We start from the raw sequence: 23,169 nt of genomic DNA, 5'->3' as shown, positions 1-23,169 counted from the left end.
ACGGCGCCCCGCGCCATCCGCTCGCGTCAAACTAGGCCTTGGTCACCTTCTCACGCCCGGGGCCCACGTTCTTGCAGGCGTTGCGCGTGTCGACGATGACGCCGGAGTGCTTGACCACCTCGGCGTAGTCGATGTTCGAGTGGTCGGTGAGGATGAGCACCGCGTCATAACCGGCGAGCGTCTCCGGGGTGAGCGGCACCGACTTCATGTTGAAGTTGAAGCCGTGGCCCTCCTCCAGCTTGGGCACGTACGGATCGTGGTAGTCCACCTCGGCACCCGTGCCCTTGAGCAGGGTGATGACGCGCAGGCTGGGACTCTCGCGCATGTCGTCGATGTCCTTCTTGTACGCCGCGCCGATGCAGAGCACCTTGGAGCCGTTGAGCGTCTTCTTGACCTTGTTGAGCGCCTCCATGGTGCGCTGCACCACGTAGTAGGGCATCTGCTGGTTCACTTCACCCGCCAGCTCGATGAACTTGGTGTGGAACTCGAACTCGCGCGCCTTCCACGTGAGGTAGAACGGATCGATGGGGATGCAGTGCCCGCCCAGGCCCGGGCCCGGCGTGAAGGGCATGAAGCCGAAGGGCTTGGTGCTGGCGGCCTGGATGACCTCCCACACGTCGATGTTCATGCGGTCGCAGAGCATCTTCATCTCGTTGACCATGGCGATGTTCACGCAGCGGAAGATGTTCTCCAGCAGCTTGGCCAGCTCCGCCACGCGGGTGCTCGACACGGGCACCGTGTCCTTGAGGGCGCTGGCATAGAGGGCCTGGGCCACCTCGAGGCACGCGGGCGTGTGCCCACCGACGATCTTCGGAATCGTCTTGGTGTTGAAGTTCTTGTTGCCCGGATCCTCGCGCTCGGGGCTGAAGGCCAGGTGGAAGTCCACGCCCGCCTTGAGGCCGCCCTTCTCCAGCAGCGGCTTGAGCACCTCGTCCGTGGTGCCCGGGTACGTGGTGGACTCGAGGATGAAGAGCTGGCCCTCGCGCACGTGCGGGGCGAGCGCCTCGCCCGTCTTGATGATGTAGCTCATGTCCGGCTCACGCGACGCGGTGAGCGGCGTGGGCACGCAGATGATGATGCAGTCGAGCTCCCTGGCCTTGGCGAAGTCCGTGGTGGCCGTGAGCTTGCCCGCCTGGGTCAGCTCCTTGAGGGGCTCGCTCTTGATGTGCTTGATGTAGCTCTCCCCCTTGGCGATGCTGTCCACCTTGCGGGAGTCCACTTCCAGCCCCGTCACCGGGAACCCCGCTTCCGCGAAGGCCATGCCCAGCGGGAGACCCACGTAGCCCATTCCCACCACGCCCACCTTCGCCTCACGCCGACGGATCCGAGTCAGCAACGGGCTCACCATAACGCGCATCTTCTCACCCTCCACCTGAGGGCATGCGGGTCTTCCCGTCATGCCCATCCAAGACCATCACCCGAAAACAACCACCCACCGCAGCCAAGCCGGAGGCGACAACCGCGCTCCGAACACCACCACCCGCGACTCCACCAGGAGGCCGTAGCCCGGTGAGTACCGGGACGTCTCCAGCCGCGGGCTCACACCCCGCTCGAAGAGCACCACCGCCACGGGAGAGCCTTCTGGCCCCAGCTCCACCGCGAGCGGTTCGAAAGTCCGCGGGGCCTGGGGGACTCGCAGCGCCCGCGCCAGCTCTCCGGCCGTGGGCTCTCGCACTCTCGCCTCGCGGTCCGGAAGGTGGATCCGGCTCACCACTTCGTGAAGCCCCACCCCGACGAAAGAATCACTGACACCCAGCGCGCGCTCGCGCTTGTCGAGCACGAACGTGCGCTCCACCCCCACGGGCGAGGACAGGAGGCGGTAGCCGTCATGCCGCGCGATGAGGCGATCCAACCCGGCGCCCGTCTGGAACACCTCGACGCGCGCCTGCGCCGCCTCGGGCAGCGCGAACAGACGGTGCGCTTCCAGCGGCGCCTGCTCCGCGCCATCCACCTGCGGCGTGTTGTGCGCGGCCGTGGAGCGCAGGGCATTGCGCACCGAGGGATCGCGCGTATACGTGCCCGTGCCGGGATCCACGATGACGGGGCGCCCACCCAGGTGCAGCTCGAAGGAGAGCTTGTCGTTGTGGCTGTGCCCGCCCACCCCGCCCTGCCCCTGGGCCCCCGCGCTCACCGTCACCACCGCGCCCGCGCCGCGCAGCACGTGGAAGCCGCCCGCGTCGAACCCCGTGGAGCCCACGGGCTCAGCGGCCGGAAGGGCCTGGAAGAGCTCCAACCCCGGCTGCCCGAGCAGCCACGCCGCCTCGTCCGGATAGTCGCCGTCCGTCAGGGACGCGTCGCCCAGGAGGGCGGCCCCCAGCGGCACGAGATAGCCCTGCTCGCGGGGCTCGCGCTCCCGGAAGGGAAAGACGCGGCCCGAGTCGTTGTCGCCGATCTGCGGCGCGAGGCCGCGCTCGGAGCACCACGCGCGCGAGGCCGCGAACATGCCGCGCAGGCGCCGCGTGTAGACCCCGCCCAGCTCCACGCCCTGGGAGCGCGCCACCACGAAGGCCAGGGTGAAGAGCTCCACCGACAGGCGGTGGTACGGCACGGAGCCCTCGAAGGAGCTGCCGTCCGGGTGCACCTGCGCCTCCACCTGGGTGCGCAGCCCCGCCACCGCGAGCGCCACCTGCCTCGGCGCGTCCGGCAGCCGGGGAAAGAGCAGCCCCACCACGAGCAGGCCCACGTAGTTGGAGACGAGGTGGTTGTTGGGCACCGCGCCCCCATCCTCCAGATGCGTCTCCACCCAGGCCGAGTGCTCGGCGAGCGCCCGCAGCACCGGCACGAGGAACTCCGGCCGGCGCGCCTCGGGCGCATCCGCGAACATCCACAGCGCCTGCGCCAGGTTGGCCCCGCGCAGCGCCACCTCCATGGCGCACGTCCAGTGCACGCCCTCGCCCACGGGGTTGGCCTGGAGGAAGTCCAGCGTGCGCGCCACGAAGTCGCGCGCGAAGGCACGGCGCGCGCCCTCCTCGCGCTCCACCCAGTAGCCCTGGCCGAGCGCCACGAGGCAATCCAGCCGCCCCAGCTCCCACGGGTACTTGGGATCCACCCCCGGCTGCGCCAGCTTCAGGCGCTCCACCGGCACCACCGGGTAGCGGTAGCCGCTGCCCACGTCCAGGGACCAGTCCACCGGCTGGCCCTCGCCAAAGCACACGTGCGTGCCGAAGACGTCGAACTCACCCCGGAACGCGGCCCGGGCCCGCGCCAGTGCCCGCTCCGCGGCCCCTGGGATGCCCTTGAGCGCCTCCAACACGGAGGCCCGCTGCGCCACGTCACACCAAGCGCCCCCCGCCCCCACCTCCAAGGCCCGGCTGGCCAGCGCCTCCGCCGAGTCCACGCCGAAGGCCTCCAGCAGCCCCCGCTCGTCGAGCCGCTCGCGCTTCTTGTAGAGCGCCTGCCGCGCCACCCCATGGACCCGGCGCACCATGCCTCGGGCGAGTCCAGCGGGAGCCAGCCTTGCGATCGTCGAGTAGTAGCTCAGGGTGCTCATCGCGCTCCGTTCCTTGCCGGACGCATCCATTAGCAATTGGTCTGCCACGCGTTTTTCCGAGGGAAGGAGCCGCTCCTGGGGCCAGGGCCCGCCCCGGAGGCCGGTAAAAAGGTGGGAGGTGGGAGCCCACGGGGGTGGAAAGGTTTTCATTCCCTGGCCCACCGAGTTCCCTGAAGAAGGAGCATTGCGTCCACCCCGCGCCATGCCCATTCCTCTGGACGTGCTGGACGGTGCTTGGAGCGGGCAAGAGGTGGGCAGGGGCGTGGGCGCCTCCGGGGTGGAGCGGCTGCTGTCGGCGATCGCCGAGCAGGCGCTGCACCACGGCGCGAAAGCGGGCTTGAACGCCCTCGTGGAGGCGGCCGTTGGCCTCACGGGGACGAGCGGGGCCGCCTTGCATGAACAGGAGCTTCGGATCGCCCTGCGCGGCCAGGAGCCTCCAGCGCCGGCCCGGGCCCTTGCCTGGCAGCGCTTCCACGAGGGGCGCGCGGTGCTGGTGCTCGGCGAGCCCTGCCGGGATCCGCTCCTGCGCCAGCACCTCACGCGGCTCACGGTGCTGGGCGACGCGCTGCTGGCGTCCCTGGCGCGCGAGGACGCGGCCCGGGCCGAGCAGAAGCGGCTGCGCCAGGAGCGGCTGCGGCTCGTGGATCAGCTCGCCGCGCGCGAGCGCGCCTGGTCCCGCGCGGCCCATGACTTGAGGACGCCCCTGCTGGTGCTCCAGGGCTACGTGGAGATGATGATGAAGGGCATGGCCGGGGAGCTCAGCCCGCCCATGAAGCGCTACCTGGAGCGCATGCGCCAGTCGGCGGGAGATCTCAACACCCGGCTCCAGCGGCGGCACCGGGGCGAGGGCCCTCCCGCGGCGGACGGACGGCCCCTGTTGAGCGCGGCCTTCGGTCCCGGACGGCCGTGCGCCGCGCGGCTGGAGCTGCCCGAGGAGCCCATGCGCGTGCGGGCGCCCCGGATGACCCTCGGGTTGATGGTGCGGGCCCTGGAGCGGCTGCTGACGGGCGCGGGCGCCTCGGAGACGGTGATGCGGGTGGACGTGCCGGAGGGGGCACAGCAGTGGCGGCTGCGCGTCCAGGCCCAGCTCGTCCGCCCTCCCCTCCCCCGCGCCCAGGCCTCGCTGGAGCGGCTCGCGCGCCGGGCGGAAGGTCAGGTCTCGGTGGCGCAGGAGGACACGGGGCTCGAGCTGACCGTCCTGCTGCCACGCCTGCCGGAGTGAAGGCGGAGGCTCAGGCCTCCCGCTCGGGAACACCGAGGATGCGCGAGGCCCGAAGCGCGGCGCGCTGCTTCCACCAGCGGCGCACGAGCACGGCCACGCCCAAGGCGAGCACGAGCGCGAGCAGCCAGCGCAGTCCGCCCTGCACATCCGCGAGCACCCGAGGACCGAAGCGCACGCCCAGCCAGGTCATGCCCAGCGCCGGGATCCAGGCGGCGGAGCCATCGGCCAGGAGGAACTGGCGGTAGGGCAGCCGCGTGGCGCCCGCGAGCAGGTAGGCCGGAGCGCGCAACCCCGGCAGGAAGCGCGCGAGCCACACCGCCACGGGCCCGCGCTTCATGTACATCTCCTGCAGGAGCGTGACGCGGGTGGGCGGCAACATCCTGGCCAACCTCGGATGGGTGAAGACCCGAGGGCCGAGCGCGTAGCCGATCCGGTACAGCGCGCTGTCCCCGGCGAGAATGCCCAGGTAGGCGGCGAGCACCATGATGGGAAAGCTCGCGCCGCTGCGCGCGACCACCAGCCCCCCGGTGAGGACGACCAGCTCCTCGCTCAGGGGCGCGCCCACTCCGCACAGCACGAGCAGCAGGAAGACGGCGGGATACGAGAAACCAGCGATCCACAGGGCGATCTGCTCTTCCACCGAGCCTCCTGACGGCGACTAGGGTGCGCATTCCGCATCAACCCGAGAAGGGTCCGGGCCTGAAGCCCGCTCCCCTGGTTGGTCCGCCCGCTCGCGATCGCTCCATGGCTGGCGTGGAGGTAGTATCCGCCTGGGCACCATCCCACAGTGTCGTTCCACCTCGGGGGAATCCATGAAAGAGGCAGAGGATCAAAGCCAGGGGCAGAAGCTCCTCACGGCCGTTGAACGCATCATCTCCGACACGGGCAGCCTGATCACGCTGGCCGAGGAGTACCTGGGACAGGCGCGCAAGAAGAAGCTCGCGAGCGAGGCCCAGACGCGCGAGGCCGCCGCGGCCGCGGTGGTGAACTACTTCTCCACCCGTGCCGCCATCTCCGGGGGACTGGCCGCGGCACCCGCCCTGATTCCAGGCGTGGGCACTCTGGCCGCGGCGCTCGGCGGGGCACTCGCGGACATGGGTTTTCTCCTCAAGTACGAGGTGGAGATGGCGTTGGTGCTCAGCCATCTGCACGGCTTCGACATCCACAAGGAGGAGGAGCGGCAGCTGGCCTTCCTCCTCGCCTCGGTGGGCACCTACGACGCCAAGAGCGGCGGCAACGTCTTGCTGGACATCGCCGAGGTCGAGCGCATCGCCATCTGGAAGTATGCCCCGCGCGAGGTCTCCAAGATGTTGGTGGGCGTGATGAGCAAGATCGCGCTCCTCCAACTCTCCAAGAGCCTGGTGCGTGCCCTGCCCCTGGTGGGCATCGCGGTGGGCTCGTCGATGAACAAGGTCCTCACCACCCGCGTCGGAGAGCGCTGCATCCAGGACCTCCGGACGCGCCGCGAACTCACCGGCCAGCAGCCCGGCGACAACGAAGCCGACGTGGTGGATGCCACGGTGCGTGAATCGGCGGAGGAAAAGCCCAAGCGGCGCGCCTCCGGCGGGAGGAAGTCATGAAGCACGAGTCCCATGCCGAGCTGGCGGCGGCCCTCTGGCCAGACAAGAAGGATGTCCCCGTCAAGTTGCTCACGTGCCGTCACTGCGGACGGCGCAACCGCGTCCAGGTACCCAAGGCCGTGCTCGAGCCCTCGCACTGCGAATGCGGGGCGTGCGGGCAGGCGCTGTTCCTCTCCCCCGAGGAACCGCTCACCCGCATCAGCTCGAGTGCCTATGAGCACTCGTTGGATCGCTCGACGCTGGCGGCGCTCAAGGCACTGCCGGGCTTCCCCGCCCTGGTGCGCTGGCTGATGTCCAACCTGGGCGAGCGCAGCCTGCGGCTGGAGTGCCTGTCGTCCACCGTCATGTGCGGAGAAGGACAATTCCCGGAGCTGGTGGAACTGCTCGAGAGCGCTCGCCATGGCCTGGACTTCCCCAGCCAGCCGACGCTGTTCCTCTCCGAGTCCCCCCATGCCAACGCGGCCACCTTCGGCTCGGAGGAGCCCGCCGTCATCGTGTACGCGGGCCTGCTCGATCACCTGGACGACACCGAGGTGAAGTCCGTGCTGGGACATGAGCTGGGCCATCTGCACGCGGAGCACGGCCTCTACCGGACGGTGGCCCTGGTGCTGGCGGGTAGCAGTGGCCTGCTGGGCACCGTGGGACAGCTGCTGAGCTTTCCGTTGCAGAAGGCACTCTACAAGTGGATGCGCTGCTCCGAGTTGACCGCGGACCGCGCGGGCCTGCTCGCCTGCCGGGACCTGAGCGCCTCCCTGGGCGTGCTGATGAAGCTGGCGGGAGGCCACCGGCCCGGCACCAGCCAGCGCACGAAGATGAAGCTGGCGCCCTTCGTGCAGCAGGCGCGCATGCTCGCGAAGCAGGAGGAGTCGAGCTGGTTCGACGGCCTGCTGGCGATGCTCCTCACGATGAACCAGAGCCACCCCTTCATCGCCTGGCGGGTGATGCACCTGCTGGAGTGGGTGGAACACGGCAACTATCTGGACATCCTGTCCGGGCACTACGAGCGCGCCAAGAATCCCGTCGCGGCCTGAGAGCACGGGCGAGGGTCCGCCCGCCTCCCATCCGGCACCTCAGAATACGCGTGCGCCAAGCGGATGTTGCCGATGGGTTGTCGATGTCAGGGCAGGGGTGGGGTGTTGATGACGAATGGCGGAGCCAACACCTCGTGCTTCTCGCGTCGGCGCCCCTGGGGGGGAATCGTTCGATGAGACGTCAGTTGCCGCTTCAGCCGGCCGGGCTGGCCCTCGTCGCCAGCCTGCTCCTCGCGCTCCTCCTCTGGGCATCCAACCGCTCCTGGCAAAGCCTCATCGAAGCGGAAGAAGGGGTGAAGCATACCCAGGAGATGCAACTCGCGACGGAGCGCCTCCAGAACATCCTCGTGGATGCCGAAACAGGCCAGCGTGGCTTTCTCGTCACGGGCACTGAGTCCTATCTCGCCCCCTACCAGCAGGCACTGGGAAGGTACCAGGAGCTCCTCGCGGAGGTGCGACGGCTCGCCGCCTACAGCCCCGCTCAACAACAGCGGGTCGAGAGGCTCGAGCCCCTGGTCGAAGCGAAGATGGAGGAGCTCGCGCGCACCATCCAACTCCGGCGGCAGGAGGGGGGCGAAGAAGCGGCCCTGGCCATCGTTCGCACGGATCTGGGGAAGAGAACCATGGACGAGATCCGCCGCGTGCTCCAGGAGGTGAACCAGGAGGAGCAACACCTTCTGACGGTGCTGGCGGCGCACGCGCAACACCGCGGACACCAGTTGCGGCTCTTCATCTTCTCGGTATGCGTCACCCTGGGCCTCGTCGGTGGCACGGCCTGGGCGGGCTACCGCCGGCAGGCCCTGACGGAGGCGGCGCTGCGCGAGAGCGAGGAAAGCTACCGCCATCTCACCGAGAACAGCCCGGACATCGTCACGCGCTACGACCCACGGCGCCGGCTCATCTATGTCAACGCAGCCACCTGCCACGCCATGGGCCGTGGGCCCGACGAGCTGCTGGGTCTGACCCCTCATGAGATGGAACTGTCTTCCGAGGCGCTGACACTCTGTACGGAGGCACTCGACAAGGCGTTCGCGGGCGAGGACGCGACGATGGTCGTCCCCGTCAGGGATTCGCGCGGAGAGCGTTGTTTCCAGACGCGCTTCGTTCCCGAGCGCGACGCACACGGCCAGGTGGTTTCCGTGCTGACCATCAGCTGGGATGTGACCCGGTTCGCGCGCCAGCGGGAGGAGGAGCGGCAGCGTGCGGACTTCGCGCAGCAGATCGTCGGCATCGTGTCCCACGATCTGAAAAACCCCCTCAACGCCATCCGCCTCTCCACGGAGGTGCTGCTGCGCCGTGAGCTGGACGAGAAGACGACGACGGCCATCGTCCGCATCCACTCCGTCGCCGAGCGCGCCAGCCGGATGATTCGAGACCTGCTCGACTTCACGCAGGCCCGGCTGGGCCACATTCCCATCGACCGCAGGCGGGTGAACCTCCACGAGCTGGCCCACCAGGCGGTGGAGGAGGTGCGGCTGGCACATCCGGACAGGAGGGTGGAGTTGAACCTCGAGGGAGACGGGTGGGGCTGGTGGGATGGAGACCGGCTGGCCCAGGTTCTCTCCAATCTGCTGTGTAACGCGCTGGCCTACAGCCCCCCGGACACGCCGGTGCGGGTGGAAGTACGAGGAAGCAGCGGCGATCCGGTGCTCTCCATCCACAACATGGGCGAGCCCATCCCGCCCGAGCTGCGTTCGCGGCTCTTCGAGCCCATGCAGCGAGGGGCGTGCGCCAAGGAGAAGAGAAGCCGGAGCATTGGTCTGGGGCTCTTCATCGTCAAGCACGTCGTCATGGCGCACGGAGGCCACGTCGAGGTGGAGTCCTCGAAGGAAGCAGGGACGACCTTCCTCGTGCGCATGCCCCGGAGCTGAGCAGGTCAGTTCACCTTGACGGAGATGGACGCCGACGTGGTGACGTTGCCCGCCGCGTCATGGGCCCTGGCCGTCACGGTGTGCATCCCCTTCGAGACGAGCAGCAGACTCCAGCTCACGCTGTAGGGCGCCGTGGTGTCCGTGCCGATGACGGTGCCTCCGTCGTAGAACACCACCTGGGTGACCCCCACGTTGTCACTGGCACTGGCCTGCAAGGTGGCGCTCAGGAAGAGCGAGGCCCCGTTGGCCGGCGAGGTGATGGCCACCGTGGGTTCGGCATTGTCCACCGTGACAGTCCGGCCAGCGGACACGGTGACGTTGCCCGCCACGTCGTAGGCCCGCGTGGTGAGCGTGACGGCGCCGCCATCGGCCACGGCCGTCGTGTCCCAGCTCACCCCGTACGGTGCCGTGGTGACCGTCCCGAGCAGCGTCCCACCCGCGTAGAACTCGACCCTCGCGATCCCCACGGTGTCGCTGGCCGTGGCACTGACCAGGACGGTGCCCCGGACCCGAGCGTTCTCCGCGGGAGTGGCGAGGGCCGTCGTCGGCGCGGTGTTGTCGAGGGTCACCCCGACTCCGGCGGAGGTGCGGACATTGCCCGCCCGGTCATGGGCCTTCACCGTGAGGGTCTGGGCCCCGTCCGCCACGCCCGTGGTGTTCCAGCTCACCGCATAGGGCGCGCTGGTGTCGGTGCCGAGCAGCGTCGTACCTCGATAGAACTCGACCTTGGAGAGCCCCTGGTTGTCGCTGGCGGTGGCCTCGAGCACGACAGTGCCCCGCAGGAACAGTCCCTGGGCGGGTGCGGTGAGCGTCGCCTCCGGCAAGAGGTTGTCGGTGTTCACCAGGACCGCGCCCGAGGTGCCGACGTTGCCGGCTCGGTCATGGGCCTTCGTGGTGAGCGTGTGGGCCCCCTCCGCCACCGCGGTGCTGTCCCAGCTCATCTCATAGGGCGCGCTGGCATCCGTGCCGAGCAGCACCCCGTCCGCGTAGAACTCGACCCTCGTCACCCCTCCGGTGTCACTGGCGGTGGCGCTGATCTGGACGACTCCCCCGACCAGGGCGTTGCGCGCCGGAGCACTGATGCTCGTCAACGGCGGGTAGTAGTCGACGGTCACCCCGACGCCGGCGGAGGTGCGGACATTGCCAGCCCGGTCATGTGCCTTCACCGAGAGCGTATGGGCCCCCTCCCCCACGGTCATGGCGAACCAGTCCACCGTGTAGGGCGCGCTGCTGTCGGCTCCGATCAGCGACCCATCCACGTAGAACTCGACCATCGCTACCCCTCCGGCATCACTGGCGGTGGCCTCGAGCAGGGCGCGGGTCTGGAGGAACATTCCCTGGGTGGGAGAAGTGAGGGCCACGTCCGGCGAAGTGTTATCGACGTTCACCCCAACCACGGGCGAGGTTCCGACGTGCCCCCCGATGTCGTGGGCCCTGGCGGTGAACGTGTGGGCCCCGTCCGCCACGGCGCTGCTGTTCCAGCTCACCTCATAGGGCGCGCTGGTGTCGGTGCCGAGCAGCGCCCCGTCCGCGTAGAACTCGACCCTCTCCAGGGGCTGAGCGCTGGAGGCCGTCGCGGTCACCACGACCGAGCCCCGCACCCGCGCGTTGCTGGCGGGAGCAGTGAGTGACACCACCGGGTTCACATCCACCGCGAAGGCCACGTCGTCATGGTCGTCCAAGGTGCCAGAGCTGCACGCCGAGCCGCTGGAGCCGCCCGAGCGGAACTGGGCGCGCACCGCCTGCAGGAAGCCCGCGGGCAGGACATACTCCGCCGAGAGCACCTGGGGCCCCGTCGCACCCGGCCGCACCGTGGTCAGGTACGTCCACGAGGGGTTGTTGGCATCGCTCGCGGAGAACAGGTCGAGCGCATCCGTGGAGGTGCTGAGCGCGTCGACGTGGGCCTCGATCCGGACGCGCCGACCCTGGCCGAAGAGCGCTCCATTGACCTCGGACACCTTGAGCCGCTGGATGTGATGCCCGGCGCCGCTATTTCCCGCTCCGTCGGAACAAGTCCCATTGATCGTGTTGGGCCCATTGGACTCCAAGGAGGCCCGGCCGCTCACGAGCCGCGTGGTGTCACAGACGTTGTTGGGCGTGGCGCACGTCGGCACGCGGAGCGCGGAATCGTACACGGCGCCGCCAGACGGGTTCGTGGTCACCGCGACCTCGGCGCTCGTCGCCATGTTGTCCACCCTGTCATGGGCCCTGGCGGTCAGCGTGTGGCTCCCGCTCGCCCACGCGTTGCTGTCCCAGTCCACGGCGAAGGGCGCCGTCGTGTCGCTCGCCAGCAACACCCCATCCACGAAGAACTCGACCCGGGCCACACCGGAGGCATCGGTGGCATTGGCCGAGATCGTCACGGGCCCGACGAGCGTCGCGCCGCTGGTGGGCGCGGTAATTACAACGGAGGGCGGCGTGAGTTCCGGCACGGTGGTCACCGGCACCTGCGCCGAGGTCGCCACGTTGCCCGCCGCGTCGTGGGCCCTGGCGGTCAGCAGGTGGTTCCCGCTCGCCCACGAGCCACTGCTCCAGGACACGGAGAAGGGCGCCGTCGTGTCGCTCGTCAGCAACACCCCGTCCACGAAGAACTCGACCCGATTGACGCCCAGATTGTCCGTGGCGTTCGCGGAGATGAGCACGGACCCGCTCACCCGGACGCCCGGGGCGGGTGTGGTGATGGAAACTCCTGGAGCCGTGAAGTCGTTGTTCGTCGTCACCATCACCGGTGGCGAGGCCACCACGTTTCCGGCCAGATCTCGCGCCCGGGCAGTCAGCGTGTGGCTGCCATTGGCGGCGCTCCGGGTGTCCCACACCACGCCGAAGGGCTCCGAGGCATCCGTTCCAATCAAGGTCTGCCCGTCATGGAAGTCCACGGCCACCACGCCGAAGTCGTCGCTCGCCGTGGCCGACAGCGTGACGTTGCCCGTCAGCGTCGCGCCGGGGACAGGCGCGGTGAGCGTGGCCTGGGGAGGAACGGAGTCCGTCTCCTGGGCGACCGGGAAGACCAGGTCGTCGCGATCGTTGAACGAGGCCTCTCTCGGATCCTCGGCACAGGCTCCGGGGCCTATCACCAGATTGAAGGCCGCGCGCACGGCCTGCAAGCCACCCGCGGGCAGGACGTACTCCGCTGACAATGTCTGCTCACCCACCGTCGTGGGCCAGACCGTGGTGATGTAGTTCCACGAGGGCTGGGTCGCATCCGCCGTGGAGTACAGATCCAGCCTGTCGTAGGGCAGGGACTGGGTATTGGCGACCACCACGTCGACCTCGATCCGGACCCGCTTGCCCGCGGCCAGGGCCGTGCCGTCCTGGCGGATCACCCGGATCCGGGAGACCGACTCGGCCTGCGATTCCGTGCGCGCGCCGTCGAGGCACCCATCCAGGGTGTTGGGCGTGTTGAGCTCGGGACCGAAGAACTGCCCCCGTCCCCGGACCAGACCGCGGGTGTCGCAGCGCTCCGCCACGCCGTCGCATCGAGGAGCCTTCAAGATCGGATCATAGCGCGCGTTGCCCGCGTTGCTCGCCATGAAGGTGATGGGCACGCTCGCCGCCGACTGGCCCGCTCCGTCATGGGATTTGACGCTCAACGTGTGGCCACCGTTGAACACGCTCACCGAGTCCCAGGCGAGAGCGAACGGCGCCGTCGTGTCGGTCCCGACGAGCGTGCCATCCACGAAGAACTCCACCTTCGTCACCTGCCGGTCATCGATGGCGGCCACCTCGATGGACACGGTGCCACTCACGGTTGCCCCGGCGGCGGGCGAGGTGATGACGGGCTCGGACGGTGGGGTGAAGTCATTGTCCACGAGCACGTTCACGCTGCTCTGTGTGACGTTGCCGGCCACGTCGTAGGCGAGCGCGGTGAGGGTATAGGGACCGTTGGGCAGCGTCCGCGTCGCCCAGCTCCACGTATAGGGCGCCTGGGTGTCCGTCGTGAGCAGGGTCGAGCCCGAGTACAACTCCACGCGCTGCACGCCGAAGTTGTCACTCGCCTCGATCCTGATGGGGACCACGCTGTCCACCGTGGCACCTTCCCCTGGAGAGGTGATGGCCACGACAGGCGGCGTGGGATCCGGATCCTGGCCCACCGCGAAGACCAGGTCGTCATGATCCGTGCTCCAGCCATACCGGACGCAGGTCTTGGTCGCGGAGCTCATGTCCTCGGTGAGCACACCTCGGATGACCTGCATGCCTCCCAGAGGGAGCAGGTACCTGGCCGAGAAGACCTGGAGACCATCCCCCGTCCACAGGGTCGCGATGTGGGTCCAGACGGGGTTGCTCGCGTCGGCCGCGGCGAGGAGTTCCAGGTGCTCGTAGGTGGCGTAGTAGGCGCTCTTCTTCACGAAGATCGTGGCCTGGATCGTCACCTCCTTGCCCGCCTGGAAGGTGGTGCCATCGCTCGGGAAGACGAGCAGCCGCTGCAGCGAGGGGGTCTCGAGGTACGTGCCCCCCTGCCCGTCCGGGCAGAGGCCGCCCAGGGTGTTGGGCGCGTGGAGTTCGGGGCCGGAGCTCGCCCGTCCCTCCAGGAGCCGTCCCGAGTCGCACCTGCCGCCCACCGTCGTGCAGACAGGCACTCCCGTCGCGGGTTCGAACAGCGCCTCCCCGGCGTTGGCGAGCGTCACCTCGACCGGGGTGCTCACCCCCTGATTGTAGTGGAGATCATAGGCCCGGGCGGAGAGCACCACCGGACCGTTGAGGGTGGTGAGGCTGTTCCACGCCAGCTCATAGGGTGCCGTGGCATCCGAGCCGATCAAGCGGTTGCCGAGGAAGAACTCGACCTTGGCGATGCCCGACTCATCCGTCGCGGTGGCGGACAGGTGCACCGTGCCGCTCACCGTCGCACCAGCGGCGGGCGCGGTGAGGAGGACTTGCGGCGGAGTCTGATCCGGCCCGTTGCCGCGGGCGTACAGGAGCCGATACGTCGGGTCGGAGGAACCCGGGTACATCACATCGGGCGTGGCGCGGGTGATGAGCTCGGTGGAGACTTCAGCGGGCGTGGCCTGGGGATGCGCTTGCAGGTAGAGCGCCGCCACCCCCGCCACATGCGCGGCCGCCATCGAGGTGCCATCGAGCATCTGGGTACTGGTATCGCTGGTGCCCCAGGACGAGGTGATGCCGACACCTGGCGCATAGAGGTCCACGCAACCACCGACGTTGGAGATGGAGGCCACGGAGTCATTGGAGTCGGACGCCCCGACCGTCAGCGCGGCGGGCGTCCGGCCAGGAGACAGCAGGCACGCGTTGAGCGAGCCCACCCTGCCCGCCGAGACCGCATAGGTGACTCCGGCGTTGATGGAGCGGGTGACCGCGTCGTCCAGCGACGTCGTCGCGGAGGTGGACAGGCTGATGTTGGCCACCGCCGGTTTCTCGTGGTGGGCCGTCACCCAGTCGATGCCCGCGATCAGATCGGACACGTAGCCCACGTTCTCGCAGTCCATCACCCGCACGGAGTGCAGGGTCACTCCCTTGGCCACCCCATACGTCGCCCCACCGATGATTCCCGCGATGTGCGTGCCGTGGCCGTCGCAGTCGTTGGAGCCGTTGCCGTCATCGTACGCGGTGAAGCCAGGAACCGCTCGCCCACCGAACTCGGAGTGGGAGAAGCGGATGCCCGAGTCGATGACGTAGGCGTGGACTCCGCTGCCGGTCTGGTCCGGTTGGTACGTCCCATCCAGTGGCCGTTCCCGCTGATCGATGCGATCGAGCCCCCAGGGCGCGTTCGACTGCGTGCCCATGAAGGAGAGCCTGGCGTCCTCCTCCACATAGCGCACGCGCGGATCGTTGCTCAGCTTCAGCGCGGCGGCCTCGGACATCGTCACGGCGAAGCCCTGGAGGGCGCGCGAGTACACGTGCTTCACGCTCGCCCCGTGAAGCGCGGAGAGCTCGGCCACCTGGGCCCGGGCCACGGCCTTGTCGTCGAGGACGACGATGTAGCGGCCAGGCACGGCCTTCTCGTTCTTCAGCAACCGGCTGCCCGCCACGAAGACCCGCGCCGTCTCCGGCTTCCGCGAGGCTTCAACCTCGCTCGTCGTGCGTTCTTCGGCTGTGGGCGTACACGAAGCGAGCACGAGTGCCGCCGCGAACAACGTCACCAGGAACCGCATGGGTCTCCCCCAGGAAGCAAAACCTCTTTCCTGGATTATTGGACAATTCCAGGAAGATTGGATCGCGACCCATGCGAAAAACCTGGTCCGAGGGGCGGAGGGAGCCTGCCCTGGTTCAGGAACGAGCCCACCGGGTTGCCGCGTACCGGCCGGTTCAGAACGGACGGTGCACACTCCCCGCCGCGAGGTTAGCGCACCGTGAAGACCAGGTCGTCGTGGTCGTCGTAAGCGCCGCTGCTGCAGAGGGACGCGGAGCCGTTGGTGCCGCTGCTCCCGATGTAGCGGAAGTTGGCGCGGATGGCCTGCACACCGCCCGCGGGCAGGGTGTACGTGGCGGAGAGGGTGGTGACCCCGGTGCTGCTCGGGCTGTACGTGCCGATGAACGTCCACGAGGGGCTCGTGGCGTTTTCCGTGTAGTACAGGTCCAGCGCGTCCTCCGTGGTGGAGTAGGCATACACGGTGGCCTCGATCTTCACCGTCTTGCCCGCGGCCAGGTTCGTTCCATCCGTGGTGCTCACCTTGAGCTTCTCGATGGACTCATCCCCGAGGTAGCTGCCCGAGGTGCCGTCCATGCAGCCCGCGTTGAGCGTGTTGGGCGTGTTCAGCTCGGGGCCCAGGCCAGCGCGGCCGTTGAGCAGGGAACCCGAGTCACAGTCAGGACCCGCCTCGGCACAGCGGGGGGCCTTGTACGTCGCGTCGAAGACCGCGGTGCCGGGCGCCCCACCCCCACCCGGATTCTCGCCCCCATCGCCCGTCGGGGGGGGAGTGTTGCCCTCGGTGGCGCCCTTGGCCACCTCGGCCACGAACGAGGCGCCCAGCTTCGCGAACTTCACCGAGTTGGCCGCCGTGCCGCCCATGAACGCCAGCGTGTCCTGCGCGGTGTGGATGTTCGGGTTCATCGTGCTCAGCGAGGCCTCGAAGGGCATCGAGGCCGGGTAGCCCGCGCTCGTCCACGAGGCATGATCCGAGCAGGCATAGCCGCAGCCAGCGCTGACGACGGTCAGCCCCGGCTGGTACGTGGCGACGAGGTTCCTGATCTGCGTGTTGAGCGCCGCGTTGGTTCTGTCCACCACGAGGCCGAAGTCGAAGGTGTTGCCCTTGTAGTTGGTCATGTCCAACTGCAACACGCCCACCACGTTCACCCCGCTCGCCTTGAACGAGTCGGCGATGGCCTTGGAGCCGAGCAGTCCCACTTCCTCGCCCGCGTACGCCATGAACTTCACGGTGCGCGCCGGCTTGTAGCCCTTGAGCACCGCCACGCGCAGCACCTCGGTCACCGAGGCCACGCCCGAGGCATCGTCATCCGCGCCCGGCGCCGTGCCCGTCACGGGGTCGCTCAGGTTGATGGAGTCCAGGTGGCCCCCCAGCACCACCACCTCGTCGGGCAGCGTGGTGCCCGGGATGGTGGCGATGACGGAGGACTGCTGAAAGGCGTGGGGAAAGAGCTCCACCGTGATGTCCGAGCGCCCGGCGGTGAGCGTCGTCCACTTGTTCTTGAGCCAGATGGACGCATCCGCGCCCGACTGAACGTCGTAGTAGCGGTTGGTCCAGTTGGTGGACAGCGAGTTGATGGTGCCCCGGAGCTCCGTCTCCTGCACTTCGTCCAGCAGTGCATTCACCGAGGGGGCGTTGTTGATGTTGTAGGAGATGAGCGAGGCCACCCACTGGGAAGACTGGGAAGCGTTGTCGGCCTCCACCGCCGCGAACGCCTCGGCCTGGGAGTCATGGGTGATGAAGCCCGCGCACCGGTTGAGCCTGTCGTGCATGACCCGCGCGAGCTGCTCCACGTGCGACTCGCTCATGCGCAGCACCGCCACCCCGCCCTTCTGGAACGTGGGAGCGGCCAGCGTCAGGCCCTTGCCCTGGAACGCACCGCGCACCGGCTCCAACGCGTCCGTGCCGAGGGTGATCCATACCTGCTTCTCTCGCGAAGCCTTCGCGAACGCGGGCGCGGCACATGCGACACACACGGCAACCCAAACCGACCTGCTCACTCTCATGCACAACTCCTCCGGGAGAGGAGTTGTCACTGAGCAGGATGCATGCCGAATCCCCAACTCATCAGAATTCCAGTGATGCCTGCCTCCCGCTGAAGACTCACTGGAGCATGGGTGCGGCAACGCCCGCGCACGAAAATGCAAACAACATTTACACAAGACAAGCCAGATCCATCAAAAACGATGGGTTTCGCCTCTTCTCTTTCACTGTCGTGAGTTCGGACACTTCAGAGAGCCTGAAGTCTGATCAGACCCCAGCCCTCTCGCCTCTTGAAACATGCGAATGAAGCCTGGCACGAGCCCATGTCTTTGTTGGTTTCCTGGTTTTGATTTCTTGGTTTTGACACCTCTCGTGGCCCTGGTTCAGCATCAAACAGCACACGCGCTGACCCCCAGACTCTTCACGTGAACAGCTTGAGCAACGCGGGCACGGTGAGCACCGCGGTGTAGTAGCCCATGAACTGCACGCCCGTGTTGAATCCGAGGGTGCGAGACAACAACCCGCCGAGCAGTCCCATCGTCAGGATCACCAGCAGCCCCAACAACTGGCCTTCCCAGACGCTGATGACGATGATCAAGCCGACGAAGGTGGCGATGATGGCCTCGTGGCTCACCTTGCGAGAGACGAATAGCGCCGCCCGCCGCGCATGGTTCATGGCGAACGGGTAGGACACCAGCGCCGCCAGCACCACGGACAGCATGCCGTAGCCCAGGAACTCCCAGTGGCTGAGCAGGTCGTGCAGGTTGTGCGTCTGTCCGGTGGCGGTATCCACCGTGAATCGCGGAGGCGCGTTGAACAGCGGCGCCGCCGGACCGGCCGCCACCGGACTCAAGGGCAGACCAAAAGCAATCAGCGGAATCAGCACCTCCGCGATGTAGGTGGCCTCGGTCACCCCGTTGCGCGCGGCCAGCACGGTGGTCAGCCGATGATAGGCATGCTTGATGCGCGAGCCCACGGCCTCGCCCATCACCACCGTCATCGCCACCGGGCTGAACACGAACGTGGCGCTCGACACCGCCGCGGTGGCGAGCGTCCACCGGGTCTGGGTGGCATCGAGCACCTTGAACGGGTTGGGGAAATAACCCGACCAGCCCTTCACATCCGGAGCCAGCGAGAACGTCCGGACGCGGTCGCGCCGCATGCGCGGACCCTCGAGCGGGGAGAGCACCGAGAACAGGTCGGCGACCAGCGGGCCGATGGCGATTCCGAGGAAGTAGCTCACGCTGAGCTTGACGCCACGGCTGGCCGTGAACGCCTGCAGCGCCGCGATGACAAGGACGAAGGGCACCAGCGTGACCACGGACGCCCAACGGCCGCCAGACAGGTAGGCGATCAGCACCGCGGCCGTCACGAAGATCCACGGTGCCGACTTCGAGATGATGTCGCCAAAGGGCGCCAGCAGGACGGCGAACAGCACCGCCAGCGGCACCGCCAGGAAGGCGGCGACGATTCCTCCGGACACCATCTTGCGCAGCGCGATGTGCGGCACCCCGAGGTTGCGCAGGACGTTGGCGTCCTGCAGCAGGGGAATGGCGGTGGTATCGCCGGGAATGCCGAGCAACGCGGTGGGGACCGCATGCGTCATGTGCTTGGCAACCGCCCCGGCGAGGAAGAAGGTGAAGACGCCCGCGGGTGGCACGCCTAGCAGCGCGACCAGCAGGGTCGGCGGTGCGAGCGTCGTCGTCTCGTCGGTCCCGGAGATCAAGCCGATGGCGGCGAACACCACCGCCCCGAGCAGCCCCATGCCCGCGGCGACCAGCAACTGATTCAGGAGGTCCGCTTGCACTATCGCTCCTCCGTCGCCGGGGGGGGCTCCACCTGGGGCATTCCCGGCACCTCGGCTCGTGCCGACGGCTCCGTCCCGGAAGAGGCCGGGGCCGCGTCGGACACGACCGGCTGGGCGTTCGCGAACAGCTCGTAGAGGTGCAGCGCCTTCATCTCATCCACCACCGCGGGCGGCAGCTCGGCAACCGATCCGAGTCCGCCGGACTGCGCGGCAAGCTCGTTCAGCACCTCCTGGCGCCACGATGGATCTGCCTCCCCTCCCTCCACCACCTCGCGCTTGGGAGGGAACAGTGCGCCGCAGATGACACCGGACAGGACGCAGCCGGCCAGACCGGCCAGCATCGCGTAGGCACGCGCGAGCGCGGCACTGCCGACCCGGTCCGCCAGGAGATGGCTGGCCAGGAGGAAGCAGGACAGGCTGACGACGAGTCCGATACCGATGGACCACGCCAGGTGCCGCAGATCGACCGTATCGCCCCAGACCTCGGCCAGGTGCCCGTGTCGCAGGTTGTGTTTTTTCATTTCAATCCCGTAGCCGCGCGCGACCACCCCCCCACCGAGGAGGACCACGACCCTGCCCGCCTACACGCTCGTGGGCAGGAGCTGGCGCACGAGATCCAACAGCTTGCCACGCTCCACCTCGCGCTTGACGAGGTAACCGTCCGCGCCCGCTTCCAGACCGGCGGCACGCTCCTGGGGACTGTCCAGGGAGGTGCACAGGATGACGGGGATGTTGGACAGCTTGGGGTGGGCTCGGATGCGCCGGGTGAGGCCGATGCCGTCCAGCCGGGGCATCTGCCAGTCACTCACCACGAGCTGGCAGGGTGTGCGCTCGAGGATGCCCAGCGCCTCCTGTCCGTCACCGGCCGTCACCACCGAGTAGCCGGCGATCTCCAGCAGCGACTTGATGGCGAAGCGCGTGGTAAGCGCGTCGTCACACACGAGGATGTGCGGGCGGCGCGTCTCGGTGGCGGCGCGCAGCACCACGGGCGCGGCGGCGACGCGCAACAACTCGGGTGCGTTGAGCACGGGCACCACGCTGCCGTCGTCCAGCACGGCCGCTCCGGCCAGGTGCGCCACGCCGCGCAGATGCGGGCCCAGAGAGCGCACGACAATCTCCTGCTGGCCCACCACCGCGTCGATGGCGAACACCGCGCGCACGCCGCCGAGCGCCAGCACCATCGCCGTCTGCGGCTTGCCGGACTCGATGGCCAGGGGCAGCCGCGGCATGTGGATGGACGAGGAGAGCGCGTGGAAGGGCAGCTGCTCGTCCTCCACGCGCGCCACCACGTGGCCGGCCACCGTGCCCACGTCCCCGGGCATCAGCCGCAGCACGCGCTCCACCGCGTCCGAGGGAATGGCCACCACCGACGTGCCCGCGCGCACCAGGAGCCCCAGCGCGCCCGCGAGGATGAGGGGCAGATCGATGGTGAAGCGCGTGCCCTCGCCCGGGGCGAAGGAGACGTCCACCGCGCCCTGCAGCCGCGTGGCCGTGCTCTGCACCACGTCCAGGCCCACGCCCCGGCCCGACGTCTCCGTCACCTGCTCGCGCGTGGAGAAGCCCGGCTCGAAGATGAGCCGCGCGGCCTGCATGTCGGTGAGCTTGGCGGCCTCGGCCTCGCCGAGCAGCCCGCGCCGCACCGCCGTGGCGCGCACGTTCTCCGGCGACAGGCCCGCGCCGTCGTCCTCCACCACCACCGCCAGGCGCGTGCCCCGCGGCTCCACCCGGACGAACAACATGCCACGGGGAGACTTGCCCGCGGCCACGCGATCCGCGGTGGACTCCAGGCCGTGGTCCAGGGCGTTGCGCACCAGGTGCTGCAGAGGGTCCTTCAGCACGTCCACGATGCGCCGGTCGATGCGCACGTCCCCTCCGGCGAGCACCAGCTCCACGTCCTTGCCCAGCCGCGCGGCCAGCTCGCGCACCGTGCGCTTGAGCGGCTCGAGCATCTGCGACGCGGGCACCATGCGCAGATCCCTCAGGTCATCGCGCACCACCTGGGCCACCAGGGCGAGCTGCTCGCCCTCGCGGTGCGTGTCCTTGGACAGCTGCAACAGGCGCTTCTGCACCCCGCGCACCTGGCCCACGCCGGCGCGCAGTGACTCGAGCGCCCCACCCCCGTTGCCGGACAGCGCGAGCTGCTGGGCCGCGCGCTCCAGTTGCAGCAAGGCGTGGTTGGTCTGCTCCATCAGCTCGCGGTGGGCCTCCGCGCGGCGCAACTGCTGGGCGCGGCCCGCCGCGAGCTGCTCCACCTGCAGGGCCAGCGAGTCGAGCGTGCGCACCGACACGCGCACCGCCCGGTCCATGTCTGGCTGGCGCCGGCCGGCCGCCGAGCGCGCCGTCACCTCGGGCTCCACCGGGGCCGAGGCGGGCTCGGGGGCCGTCTCCTCCGCGAGCGCCTCCAACGAGCCGCGCAGCTGCACCAGCGCCCCGGCGATGTCCGAGGCCGCCACGCTGGCGCCGACTCCCGCCTCCTCCATGCGCGCGAAGCCGGCGCGGATGGAGCTCGCCAGGGACTCCACGGCGGTGATGCCGGCGGTGTTGGCCGCGGCCTTGAGCAGCTCGGCGAGCCCCACCGCCTCCCAGACGGCGCCGGGACGATCCTCCAGCCCGGGCGAGCACAACCGGCCCAGCGCCGACTCCAGCTTCTCGAGCGTCTGCAGCCCGTCGCGCCGGAAGTGCGCCGACACCCGCGTCTTCGTCTCCGTGGGCGGCACGAAGCCACCCCGGCCGAGCCCCGCCAGCAGCCCGGCGAGCCCCTCGATGGTGGGCGGCTCGCCCGCGTCGCCCCGGTTGAGCGCGGCCTCGATGGCCGACAGGCTGCGCAGGGTGGAGTCCACCAGGCCCGGCGGCGGCACGTGGCCCGGAGAGCAGCGCGCGAGCCCGTCCTCGATGGCATGCACCAGCTGCTCGATGTCCGACAGGCCCAGGCTGGCCGCGGACCCCTTGAGGCTGTGCACCTCGCGCTTGAGGGCGGTGAGCTGCTCGGCGGCCTGTTCGGCGGTGCCCTGCTCCAGCCCGAGCACCGCCGTGCCGATGGTCTGCAACTGCTCGCGTGTTTCCGCGGCGAAGATGGGCCAGAGACTGCGCAGTACCCGGGGGTCCATGCGTCCTTCGTCCTATCCCCGGCCCGCCACGGACGGATCGCTCAGTTGCACGAGATCCAACACCATCAACCGGTTGCGCGTGAGCCAGGTGAAGGGACCCGGCGGCGGCTGGGACAGGTCCACGCGGGGCAGCTCCTGCCGTCCATCCACCTCCTCCACCGCCATCCCGAAGAACTCCTCGGCCACTTCCACCACCACCACGCGCGCCAGGTCCGACATGCCGCCACCTTCCAGACCCAACACCTGCCGCAGGTCCAGCACCGGCACCACGCGCGAGCGCGACAACAGCGCGCCGAGCACGTGGCGTGGCGCCCCGGGCAGGGGACACAGACCCCGGGCCTCCAGCACGTGGTCCACCGCGTCGATGGGCACGGCATAGCGCTCGCCGCCCACGCGGAAGGCGAGCACCGATACCGTCTCGCGACGCTCCTCCTGGCGTGACTCGGCCAGGATGCGCGCGCGCTCGGCGAGCACCTCACGGCGGCGCTCCGGACTGAGCACCTGGGCTCCCTCGAGCACCGCCTGCGCCTCGTCCAGCTTGCGGCGCAGCGCCGTGTAGTCGATCTTCCCGCGTGACTCGTCGCCGACCATGACGCCTCTCAGTACTTGCTGGCCGGCAGCTTCAGGATGCTGCGCACCTTCTCGCGCAGGTCATCCACCGCCACGGGCTTGTTGAGAAAGGCGCTCGCGCCCACGAGCCGGCCCCGCTGCCGGCTCGCGTCGTCCTTGAGCGACGTGAGCATCACGAAGGGCGTGGAGAAGAGGATGGGATCCGCCCTCACCGCCGCGCACAGCGCGAACCCATCCATCTCCGGCATCTGCACGTCGGAGATGATCAGATCCGGCTTCACTTCCCGGGCGCGGGCGAGCCCCTGGACGCCATTCCCCGCTTCGAAGAACTCCAGCCCCCACCCCATCAGGTAGACCTGGATGAGGTTGGTGATGGTCTTCGTGTCCTCGACGATAAGCACCTTCAT

General features: G+C 68.9%; 14 protein-coding genes. 4 read left to right on the top strand and 10 right to left on the bottom strand.

Features of this window, described 5'->3' with window-relative positions; genetic code table 11:
* Positions 1 to 31: 31 nt before the first annotated feature.
* Positions 32 to 1,357 (bottom strand): nucleotide sugar dehydrogenase, encoded by a 1,326-nt coding sequence (locus F0U63_RS14885; RefSeq protein WP_395846566.1) that lies wholly within the window; start codon positions 1,355 to 1,357, stop codon positions 32 to 34.
* Positions 1,358 to 1,414: 57 nt separating this feature from the next.
* Positions 1,415 to 3,490 (bottom strand): alginate lyase family protein, encoded by a 2,076-nt coding sequence (locus tag F0U63_RS14880; protein WP_395846565.1) that lies wholly within the window; start codon positions 3,488 to 3,490, stop codon positions 1,415 to 1,417.
* Between the two features lie 202 nt (positions 3,491 to 3,692).
* Here F0U63_RS14880 and F0U63_RS14875 point away from each other — a divergent pair, with 202 nt between their 5' ends.
* Positions 3,693 to 4,712: a sensor histidine kinase gene (locus tag F0U63_RS14875; protein ID WP_395846564.1), complete on the top strand. Its 1,020-nt coding sequence runs from the start codon at positions 3,693 to 3,695 to the stop codon at positions 4,710 to 4,712.
* Positions 4,713 to 4,722: 10 nt separating this feature from the next.
* Here F0U63_RS14875 and F0U63_RS14870 read toward each other — a convergent pair whose 3' ends face one another.
* Positions 4,723 to 5,352, bottom strand: coding sequence for a DedA family protein (locus tag F0U63_RS14870; RefSeq protein WP_395846563.1), 630 nt, complete (start codon positions 5,350 to 5,352; stop codon positions 4,723 to 4,725).
* 172 nt (positions 5,353 to 5,524) lie between these two features.
* Between F0U63_RS14870 and F0U63_RS14865 the strand changes: the two genes are divergently transcribed.
* From F0U63_RS14865 to F0U63_RS14855, 3 genes are all read left to right on the top strand, one after another.
* Positions 5,525 to 6,292: an EcsC family protein gene (locus F0U63_RS14865; protein WP_395846562.1), complete on the top strand. Its 768-nt coding sequence runs from the start codon at positions 5,525 to 5,527 to the stop codon at positions 6,290 to 6,292.
* Positions 6,289 to 7,323 (top strand): M48 family metallopeptidase, encoded by a 1,035-nt coding sequence (locus F0U63_RS14860; RefSeq protein WP_395846561.1) that lies wholly within the window; start codon positions 6,289 to 6,291, stop codon positions 7,321 to 7,323. Before F0U63_RS14865 ends, F0U63_RS14860 begins: the two co-directional genes overlap by 4 nt.
* A 173-nt stretch (positions 7,324 to 7,496) precedes the next feature.
* A complete protein-coding gene (locus F0U63_RS14855) occupies positions 7,497 to 9,194 on the top strand; it encodes a CHASE3 domain-containing protein (RefSeq protein ID WP_395846560.1) in 1,698 nt (565 codons plus the stop codon).
* Between the two features lie 5 nt (positions 9,195 to 9,199).
* Here F0U63_RS14855 and F0U63_RS14850 read toward each other — a convergent pair whose 3' ends face one another.
* The 7 genes from F0U63_RS14850 to F0U63_RS14820 form a co-directional block, all read right to left on the bottom strand.
* Positions 9,200 to 15,301: an Ig-like domain-containing protein gene (locus F0U63_RS14850; protein WP_395846559.1), complete on the bottom strand. Its 6,102-nt coding sequence runs from the start codon at positions 15,299 to 15,301 to the stop codon at positions 9,200 to 9,202.
* 188 nt (positions 15,302 to 15,489) lie between these two features.
* On the bottom strand, positions 15,490 to 17,301 hold the full coding sequence (locus tag F0U63_RS14845) for a M20/M25/M40 family metallo-hydrolase (protein WP_395846558.1): 1,812 nt from the start codon (positions 17,299 to 17,301) through the stop codon (positions 15,490 to 15,492).
* 398 nt (positions 17,302 to 17,699) lie between these two features.
* On the bottom strand, positions 17,700 to 19,085 hold the full coding sequence (locus tag F0U63_RS14840; RefSeq protein WP_395846557.1) for a tripartite tricarboxylate transporter permease: 1,386 nt from the start codon (positions 19,083 to 19,085) through the stop codon (positions 17,700 to 17,702).
* Entirely contained in the window at positions 19,085 to 19,606 is a 522-nt protein-coding gene (locus tag F0U63_RS14835; RefSeq protein ID WP_395846556.1) for a hypothetical protein, read from the bottom strand. The genes F0U63_RS14840 and F0U63_RS14835 overlap by 1 nt, the downstream gene beginning before the upstream one ends.
* 60 nt (positions 19,607 to 19,666) lie before the next feature.
* The gene (locus tag F0U63_RS14830; protein WP_395846555.1) at positions 19,667 to 22,192 is read right to left on the bottom strand and encodes a response regulator; all 2,526 of its coding nucleotides are present in this window, start codon (positions 22,190 to 22,192) and stop codon (positions 19,667 to 19,669) included.
* Positions 22,193 to 22,204: 12 nt separating this feature from the next.
* Positions 22,205 to 22,783, bottom strand: coding sequence for a chemotaxis protein CheW (locus tag F0U63_RS14825; RefSeq protein WP_095985906.1), 579 nt, complete (start codon positions 22,781 to 22,783; stop codon positions 22,205 to 22,207).
* Positions 22,784 to 22,791: 8 nt separating this feature from the next.
* Positions 22,792 to 23,169 (bottom strand): response regulator, encoded by a 378-nt coding sequence (locus tag F0U63_RS14820; protein WP_071899841.1) that lies wholly within the window; start codon positions 23,167 to 23,169, stop codon positions 22,792 to 22,794.

It is taken from the genome of Cystobacter fuscus, from assembly GCF_044360685.1.
GTDB lineage: Bacteria > Myxococcota > Myxococcia > Myxococcales > Myxococcaceae > Cystobacter > Cystobacter fuscus_C.
Note: the sequence above shows the minus strand (reverse complement) of the source record. Positions and strands in the feature narration are given on the sequence as shown.

What these genes read in the sequence shown, in the direction of transcription:
- F0U63_RS14885 (WP_395846566.1), bottom strand. Translation starts at nt 1,357, where the DNA reads ATGCGCGTTATGGTGAGCCCGTTGCTGACTCGGATCCGTCGGCGTGAG.
- F0U63_RS14880 (WP_395846565.1), bottom strand. Translation starts at nt 3,490, where the DNA reads ATGAGCACCCTGAGCTACTACTCGACGATCGCAAGGCTGGCTCCCGCT.
- F0U63_RS14875 (WP_395846564.1), top strand. Translation starts at nt 3,693, where the DNA reads ATGCCCATTCCTCTGGACGTGCTGGACGGTGCTTGGAGCGGGCAAGAG.
- F0U63_RS14865 (WP_395846562.1), top strand. Translation starts at nt 5,525, where the DNA reads ATGAAAGAGGCAGAGGATCAAAGCCAGGGGCAGAAGCTCCTCACGGCC.
- F0U63_RS14860 (WP_395846561.1), top strand. Translation starts at nt 6,289, where the DNA reads ATGAAGCACGAGTCCCATGCCGAGCTGGCGGCGGCCCTCTGGCCAGAC.
- F0U63_RS14855 (WP_395846560.1), top strand. Translation starts at nt 7,497, where the DNA reads ATGAGACGTCAGTTGCCGCTTCAGCCGGCCGGGCTGGCCCTCGTCGCC.
- F0U63_RS14850 (WP_395846559.1), bottom strand. Translation starts at nt 15,301, where the DNA reads ATGCGGTTCCTGGTGACGTTGTTCGCGGCGGCACTCGTGCTCGCTTCG.
- F0U63_RS14845 (WP_395846558.1), bottom strand. Translation starts at nt 17,301, where the DNA reads ATGAGAGTGAGCAGGTCGGTTTGGGTTGCCGTGTGTGTCGCATGTGCC.
- F0U63_RS14835 (WP_395846556.1), bottom strand. Translation starts at nt 19,606, where the DNA reads ATGAAAAAACACAACCTGCGACACGGGCACCTGGCCGAGGTCTGGGGC.
- F0U63_RS14830 (WP_395846555.1), bottom strand. Translation starts at nt 22,192, where the DNA reads ATGGACCCCCGGGTACTGCGCAGTCTCTGGCCCATCTTCGCCGCGGAA.
- F0U63_RS14825 (WP_095985906.1), bottom strand. Translation starts at nt 22,783, where the DNA reads ATGGTCGGCGACGAGTCACGCGGGAAGATCGACTACACGGCGCTGCGC.
- F0U63_RS14820 (WP_071899841.1), bottom strand. Translation starts at nt 23,169, where the DNA reads ATGAAGGTGCTTATCGTCGAGGACACGAAGACCATCACCAACCTCATC.